Origin of the sequence: Microcoleus sp. T3_D1, assembly GCF_036700405.1 — a bacterium.
Taxonomy (GTDB): Bacteria; Cyanobacteriota; Cyanobacteriia; order Cyanobacteriales; family Microcoleaceae; genus Microcoleus.
Genome location: NZ_JAUBOV010000146.1, coordinates 1 through 8,126, shown reverse-complemented (window position 1 = coordinate 8,126; position 8,126 = coordinate 1). Strand labels below are relative to the sequence as shown.

At 47.1% G+C, this 8,126-nt stretch carries 3 protein-coding genes; 2 read left to right on the top strand and 1 reads right to left on the bottom strand.

The features are described 5' to 3' along the window. Window positions 1-5,693 (bottom strand): DUF4114 domain-containing protein (locus QT992_RS32435; protein WP_333378674.1); only part of this gene is annotated, 5,693 nt, incomplete at its 3' end. Window positions 5,694-6,353: 660 nt separating this feature from the next. Between QT992_RS32435 and QT992_RS32430 the strand changes: the two genes are divergently transcribed. Together QT992_RS32430 and QT992_RS32425 are read left to right on the top strand one after the other, a co-directional pair. Continuing rightward, a complete protein-coding gene (locus QT992_RS32430) occupies window positions 6,354-7,160 on the top strand; it encodes a TPM domain-containing protein (protein ID WP_333378671.1) in 807 nt (268 codons plus the stop codon). A 116-nt stretch (window positions 7,161-7,276) separates the two neighbouring features. Then, a complete protein-coding gene (locus QT992_RS32425) occupies window positions 7,277-7,900 on the top strand; it encodes a precorrin-8X methylmutase (RefSeq protein ID WP_015179019.1) in 624 nt (207 codons plus the stop codon). Window positions 7,901-8,126 lie beyond the last annotated feature (226 nt).

Below are 8,126 nucleotides of genomic sequence, written 5' to 3'. Positions count from 1 at the left end.
AAAATGCCCGGATAAGTTTTGTCGCCGACGCGGAAGCTGACAGTTAAATCCTCAAATTCACCGCCCAAATCATTGGAGTTATTCAGGAAATTGCTGCCTGTCAGGACGACGGTTGGGGAGCCATTTTCCAACTTAAATTCAGCTCCTTGAAGCACTGGAGGTGCGAAAGGGTCTGCTGGGAATAATGTCGGTACATTTAGAGTCGCTGTGACGCTGGGAATCCCTTCAGGATCGAGTTCGACACCCGCCGGAGTGACTACAGGTAAACCGACTTGTGGAATGGCGATGACTTTCAATCCAGATTGCAGATATTTAGCTAAGTAAGCAAGGAGTAAGATTGTAGCGGCGAATTGGGCTCCGGTGGCGGCGGCGATACCGATTAAACCTGCATTTGCTGCTAAAAAGCCGCCTTGGAGACCGAAGTTAGTCGAAAGGTTAATTGCTGCTGTACCGCCACTAGCAGCCAGCGAACCGGTGGCGGCTTGCGAAATGCCGAGATTGACCAACTGTTGAACTGTCGGAGCGCCTACTAACCCCAGGGGCAATGCAAACATCGCATATTCGCCGCTTTCCAAAACACCAGGAAAGGGTGGGGAATTGGTTCGGATGGTGCCGTTGGCATCGACTACTCCGGATTCTTGAATCAGCCAAGTAGGGTTTTGAATATTGTTAGCATCCGGCAGCGAACCTTTTCGCATGAATAAAACTTCGGTACCGGGAGATAAGCCGGCGGGGGCTGGAATTGCTAATTGAGCGGGCAATTTTAGGTCGGAGTCGCCCAAGTCTAAATTGAATGCACCGGCAAATTCCAAACCTTCAGGAAACTGTAGCGATAGATTATTTCTATCGAGCGGTGTCAAATTAATAGCTGTATTTTCGGCAAGAGCACCGGGCGGCACCATCACAATTGAACCGTCACTGCCAGTAACTGCACCGCCATTTACTCCTAAAATTGTTCCGGCGGCCACAGGAAGGGAGACTCGTACTGGCACGACTTGTTCGGCTGCTCCGTGAATGACGGTGACGTTAGTAACTCCTTCTTCTATTGCAGTAATAATGCCGTCTGAATTCACTTGCAATAAGTTGGAGTTTCCGGGGAAATAGCGAGTTCCTACTGAGCCGAATTTCAAATCGGGGGATTTGATGATATTTTCAATTCCTACTAAAAGCGAGCGTCCCATTCCGGCTGTCATGGTGACTGCTTTGGGATAGACATTCAAACCGTTAATCTCGGCTAGTGCTCCATTGAATTCTGCATCGTTGGTGGGGGCTGGCAATTTTCCTACTCGTACCGCTGTTACTGCTTGCAGGTTGTTTCGACTTGCGCTCAAAACTGAAGTGCCGTTGGTTAAACCTGTCACTTTCCCCGTTGGATCAATTGGTGCTACTTCTGGATTTATTGAAGTGTAAGTTAGATAAGAATCTGGCAGCACTACACCTTTTTGGTCGGCAAAATCTCCCAGCACAATCAATTCCGTACTTTCTCCTGCATTGAGGCTCGGATTGCGCTTGACAAAATCTAGATTCAGCAGGGGAACATCGCTGACATTGACTGTCACCCGCGCGGGAGTTGAACTCCCAAAAGCGTCGCTGGCAAGGAAATCAAAGCTGGCAATTCCAGAGAAGCCGATTGCTGGTTTAAACGATGCTTTGTTCGTTAAGGGATTGAAAATTACAGTGCCGTTTACTGGACCCTGGACGCTAATTGTCAGAGGGTCGCCCTCTGCATCTGTGGCCTGATTTTCTAATGAAATAGTTGTCTCTAATTCTGTATAAGTCCGAGCACTTGTCGGTGAAACAACAGGCGGATTGTTGTCAGAAGTTGAGGGATTGGCTTCGGCGAGCAATTGTTGTCCTAAAGCTGTATTGCGCCATTCTTTGTCAGGATTGATAACTGTATCCAGCAGCGGTGCGTTTCCGGTTGCGCCGCTAATTTTAAAGATTAGGTCATTGTAATCTCTGTCCGAGTTAGGAGGCGACATATCTTCCAGGGCAAAGGTGTTGCCGCTGCCGGTAATGTCGGCTATTTGTAGCAGATGAGCGGTATCGTTGGGATTGGCTGTGGCGATACTAAATAAGGGACGGTTTTCGGGGAACAAATTTCCCGAATACGAGGATTGAAGCGATGACTGTACTGTACCATTGGGGACTAACATGACGGCAAAGGTGTCGCCTGGTAGCATGGAGAAAGTTTTGATACCCTGATATTCGCCGCTGTCCCACTCCCCGTCGAACGGCATCGCACCGGTGAATTTTGCTCCTTCTTTCGAGTCGCTGATGACAATGTGTCCGTCGGTGGAATTGCTTAAAACTCTACGGAATGCTTCGGCAATGAATTCTGGAGTTCCTGGTGTAAATGCGGACATTCCTGCCAGGCTGAAAATTCCGAGTTCGCCTTCAAAGTAGCCGCCGTCAAATACATAGTCAAATCTGACTTGTCCTTGGTTATCTACAAGGAAAGTACCGGGGATTGGTAAATTGGCTGTTGTTGTTATTGATAAATTTCTTGGGGGATTGATATTGCTTTGGAAGTTGCCAGTACGCTGTGTTGAATAAGATTCACTGTCTGCAATACCGTCTGACAATCGAGCAGATTCTTCTGCCTCTAACGGCAGCCAACCGCTCGATACATCTGCGGGTTTTGGCGCAATTTCGGTATCGGAATATGTGGGCTGGGCGACGGCAGTTCCTGTTGGAGTTGAATTGCTATTATAAGTGTTTGAAATTGCTTCGGGTGTGGATTTAAGAGTTGAGGGTGAAACGTTTGTTTCGACTGAGGCTATCTGTGCTGTACCTGCTGCTGTTTCTGATGGAGTTGAGAAAAGTGCCGATATTAGAGAATCGGTTTGTACGCTAGAGTTTGAGTGAGAAATTAGCGGGTTGGTATCGAGAGAATTAACGACAATTCCCGGGGGGTTTTCAGTCTCTAATTCTGCTGCTGTGAAGGTGACAGCCATGTCCGTATCAATTGTATCCGCAGTAAATTCTGCAAGAGCGAAGTCGTCTGTTTTTGGTGGCAATTGTTTGCTTTCAAATTCTGCTGTTATTTCAGCAACAGGGATATCGCGTTCAACCGTATCATCCGCTTCGGGTGCGGCAACAATTGACTCAGTTTTTGTTGCCAATTTTTCTGTTTCTAATTCGGCTGCTATTTCAGGGAAAGCGGTATCATGTTCAATTAAATCGACAGCCTTTTCTGTAGCAATAATCTCAGCGGTTGTTGTGGAAAATTGTTCAGTTTCAAATTCGGCTGCGTTTTCGGTAACAGCCCGGTCATTTTCCTGAGTACCAGCAGCCTTTTCTGCGGGAATAACCTCAGAAATTTGGGTCGGCAATTGTGACGCAGTATTAGGAAGATTGTCATTGGTTTCTCTTGGCAATTCTTCGCCCCAATTATCGGCAATCTCAGATGTTTTTGCAGGAGGCTGTGACGCGATGGGAGTGGGAATTAGCAGAGTTTCAGCGGTTGGTGGGGAAGCAGCATTATTTACAGCATAGTCGGCTGAAGCCGGCAATTTAGGAATGCGATTAGTTGCAGTTGTGTCGGTTTTAATTAATTCAGCATCTGCTGACTCGCTGACAATTGATTCTGCTGATACTGGCCGTTCTATTTCCGAATTTAATTCATTAGGGCTAACACTGGGTGTCTCTGGGGGAGAGGCTGTTTGTTCTATTTGTTGCGATTCTTGAGTATCAGATTTGCCAACTGTTGATGTTTCTGTGGCTGGCGATTCTTGGCTGTCTGAGTTAGCAACTGTTGATGTTTCTGTGGCTGGCGATTCTTGGCTGTCGGATTTACCAACTGTTGATGTTTCTGTTTGCTGAGGTTTTTGTTGGTCGTTATCAGCAGTTATCGATGGTGTTTCTCCCTGGGATTTATCACCGGAATTGGTAACAGTTGATTCTCGGGTAAATTTCGGATCGGATTTATCCGATTCACCCTTCAGTTTTTGAATTAACTGGGAGTGAATTGATGCGGAGAAGGGGTCAACTAATTGGCTGAGGGGAATGATTTTAGATATAGCGCCCGTGACTCGGAATGTGATATCATCGTAATCCCGATCGCTCCCTTGAATCAGCCCCATGTCTTCCATGACGAAGAGTTGACCTTCGCCTGTAATATCGGCAATTTGACCGATACTGAAGCCGTCGCTGGGATTGTCTGTAGCTATTGAAAATAGGGGTTTTTTGTCGCCGCCGATTGCGGGGTTGTCGTATACTTGCTGTACGGTGCCGTTGGGTACTAGCATGAAGAAGAATTTGTCCCCAGGCGTCATGGCAAATGTTTTTGTGCCGAGGTATTGCCCGGAATTGAGGTTTTCTGAGCTGTTAGGATCGGTGTAATATGCTCCTTCTAAATCGTCATCCATTGCGATGTAGCCCTTTGTCGAGTTGCTTAAAGCTCGACTTGCTGCTTCTTTGATGAACGCCTCGGAACCGGGAACGAATTTTTCCATTCCGAGTAGGCTGACGATGGCTAGTTGTCCGCTATACCAGCCGCCGTCGGATGTGAATTGTATGCCGATTATTCCTTTTTCATCGACACTGAATGCGTTTGAGTCAAAGTTGATGTTGGTTGGGGGAGTTGAGGTTTGATCTGGTTCTGGGGTTGAGGTTTTATTGGGTTCTAGATTAGTGGCTGTATCTAAGTTTTTGGTGGTGGAGATTTCGGTAGGTGAAGTTTTGTTGGGTTCGGATTTGTCAGTGGTTGATGTAGTCGCAACTGAGGTTTTGTTGGATTCTGATTTATCAGAAGCTGACGCAGTTGCAGGTGATGTTCTATCTGGTTCTGATTTGTCAGTCGTTGATACAGTTGCAGGTGATGTTCGATCTGGTTCTGATTTATCAGTCGTTGATGTAGTTGCAGGTAATGTTCGATCTAGTTCAGGGTTTTCAGTGGCTGAGGCAGTTGCGGGTGATGTTGTATTTTCTCCTGAATTGTCAGACGTTGATGCAGTTGCCGATGATATTTTGTTTGGTGATGACTCGAAGAAGAGTGTAGTCTCTGATGATAAAGGCGTTTGATGTTCTTCGGGTTTTGAAGTCGTTTCAGCGGTAGCGGGTAATGGCGTTTTGTCGGAAGCTTTTTCGCTCGTGGTAGATGCAGTTACAACTGGTAATGTTTTGTCCGAATCTTGTTCTGATTTTGTGGAGGCGGTTGGCGATAATTGTGTTTTATTTTCCAGCAATTGATCGGGAACAGCGGTTGTAGCTGCTGTGGTTTTATTTAGTTCTGAGCTGCTGATTGACGAGTTGACTGGAGGTATGTCAGTCGCAGATTTATTAGAATCAGAAGAAACGTTATTTGAGGCAATTCGATTTGGGTTGGTTAGGGGGTCTCCTAAGTCCGAGTCGAGTTTACCAATTAGGGGGTCAACTTCAGAATTTGTTGTATCCCTGAGAGTGCTGTTAGTTATCAGAGGGCTGGTGTTAGCCTCCGGTATGCTGTTAATATTGGAGGCTTTATTAATAATAAAAGCATCAGCTTCTGTTCGACTGAATTCGGATGCGGGCCCGCTTGCGGGTTCTATTAAGTTAAGTTGTTCGGGGTTTTGAGAAGAGCCCGGAGTTTGATCTAATAAGGTTTTGTTAGTCTGAATTCCCGGCCGTTGTGGGGCGAAAGTTGGGGCAAGTCCGGGAATTAAGGATTCCATTTCTGTTAAAGGTTCTCTAATCTGGTCGGTTAAAGGCACTCTGGGCGCTCCTTGAGAAATGGTTAATTTCTTTTAAATCATTATTCAGCGGTTGCTCATCATTATCGGCTCGGCTCGATGATAAAGATATTCGGGAAAATACATAATTTTAGAGCTTTTTTGGGTGTTGCTAGTCTGTTGGATTTCCAGTATATTTACTGGTAGTTTTTCAACTTATGCTAAATCTTTATGAAGGTAAGTTTTTTCAGGCAGGAAAATACTTAAATAACCGATCGCACACAGGGTCTCTCTTTGTTACCATCGGCTTGAATTATTATTAATCTGAGATGTTGCACCAATATCAATAAGGGGCTTTTTTGTAGGTGGGGGCGGGTTTATTTAACCTGTCTGCACCCCTTAAAGCTTTTGGTGAACCCGCGCCTACAGGTTTTTGATTGCGGGTGCAATATCTGGGATCGATACTCACCCCGTCAGGAAATCGAGCTCTTGCTTAACGATGGTTGGCCCTGGATCGCAACTGCGCCCTCTACAGTTAATTGTCAGTCCCTTCCCTGTTCAAAACTTTCCTTCCCCGAACCCTTCCCCTTGCTCTCGGCTTCCTGTAAAGTAAATAATTGTAAAGAAATATGAGTTTTCTCTTATCCTCTGGTTAAGACCGCCAGCTAGCATTCACAATTAAGACCCGGATTATAAGTTCCTATGTCACAGCTTTTCCCGCGAAAATTTCTAGCCTCTGTTGCCGCATTTTTTCTGGCTTTGTCCGTGTGGACGATCGCACCTGCGGCCCACGCTTTCAATAATCCCGATTTGTTGCCGTCAACTCAGACGCCGATCATTGACTTAGCTAAAGCCCTCACGGATATTGAAGAACAAACTTTGGCAAAAAATTTAAAGGCCTTTGAAGCCGAAACCGGCTGGAAACTGCGAGTGCTGACTCAGTACGATCGCACGCCTGGTTTGGCTGTCAAAAGTTATTGGGGGCTAGATGACAAGAGTGTGTTGCTAGTTGCTGACCCCCGAGGGGGCAATTTGCTCAATTTTAATGTGGGCGACTCGCTGTATCCGCTGCTGCCGCGCACTTTTTGGGTGGAACTGCAAACCCGCTACGGTAATCAATTTTTTGTGCGGGACAATGGGGAAGATCGAGCGATTATTGAATCTTTGGAGTCGATAGAAGGCTGTTTGCGTCAGGGCGGATGCCGCGTGGTTCCGGGTTTGCCGAGGGAACAGTGGGTTCTGACGTTAATTACGTCGGTGGTTGGCGGCGTCATCTGCGGGTTTGCGGCTCAACCTCGGAAGCCGGGACAGGTTGTGGCTTGGCAGTGGGCGCTGATTTTTTCGCCGCTGTGGGGCATTCTGTTTTTCGCTTTCGGACTTGGGCCAGTGGTGACTCGGACTTCTGACTGGTTGCCTTTGGTTCGGAATGTGGCCGGTTTTGCGATCGGAGTTTTGGTGGCATTCCTGACTCCGGTGTTGGGCAAATCTTCTTCGTCGTCGGAAACTTAGTCATTTGTTGACAGGAAAGCAGTTGACAGGAAAGCAGATTTTACTCAACAGTCAACGAATGACTAAAAGCTGGTAAGCTGATACCTGACAACTCAGAGGCGACAGCTATCCAACAAATGGAATGGCACGTAAGCGATGCCCAGAGTCTGGGATTAATCGATAACGAAATTGGCGACCACGGTTTTTCAGCGGCGGAGTACGAAATAGTCCGCCGCGTGATTTATGCGACTGCTGATTTTGAGTACAAGTCTTTAATTAGTTTTTCCGATCAGGCTTTGCAGGCTGGGGCGGCAGCTTTGGCTGCTCGGACTACGATTGTGGTAGATGTGCCGATGGTGCAGGTGGGCATTACGCCCTTGATCCAAAGTACCTTTGCGAATCCGGTTTACTGTTCGATGGAGGCTTTGACACGCCCCCAAAAGGAAAGGACGCGGGCTGCTTGGGGGATTGAAACTTTGGCAAGACGCTATCCTGAAGGGATTTTTGTGGTGGGCCAGGCTCAAACTGCTTTGTCGGCGATCGTAGATTTGATTGAATCTGAGGAAATTCGGCCGGCTTTGGTAATTGGGACTCCTTCTGGGTTTGTGGGGGTGGACGTGGCGAAGTCGCGGCTGCATGATTCGATGATTCCTCACATTCGGATTGAGGGCCGCAAGGGCTCTGCCGTGGTAGCTGTGGCTATTGTTAACGGGCTGGTCGATTTGGCTTGGCAAGCTTACGGCCAAGAGGGAAACAGTTGATCGAGAAGTCAGCAGTCATTAGTCATTAGTTCCAGCATATTCCATGTATATGTAGTACACACAATCCTGTAGTAAGTAAGGTGCGTCGCCACCCGTCAATCTGCAAGTTCTATTTAAAAGGTCGCAGCGACGCACCCTACATATTAAAAGTTAGAGTCGATAGGGGCATTTCTACCCCTACCTCTCCTTCAGAACCGGACATGAAACTTTCGCCTCATCCGGCTCC

Coding starts and splice junctions, on each gene's coding strand:
- QT992_RS32430 (WP_333378671.1), top strand. CDS start 6,354: ATGTCACAGCTTTTCCCGCGAAAATTTCTAGCCTCTGTTGCCGCATTT.
- QT992_RS32425 (WP_015179019.1), top strand. CDS start 7,277: ATGGAATGGCACGTAAGCGATGCCCAGAGTCTGGGATTAATCGATAAC.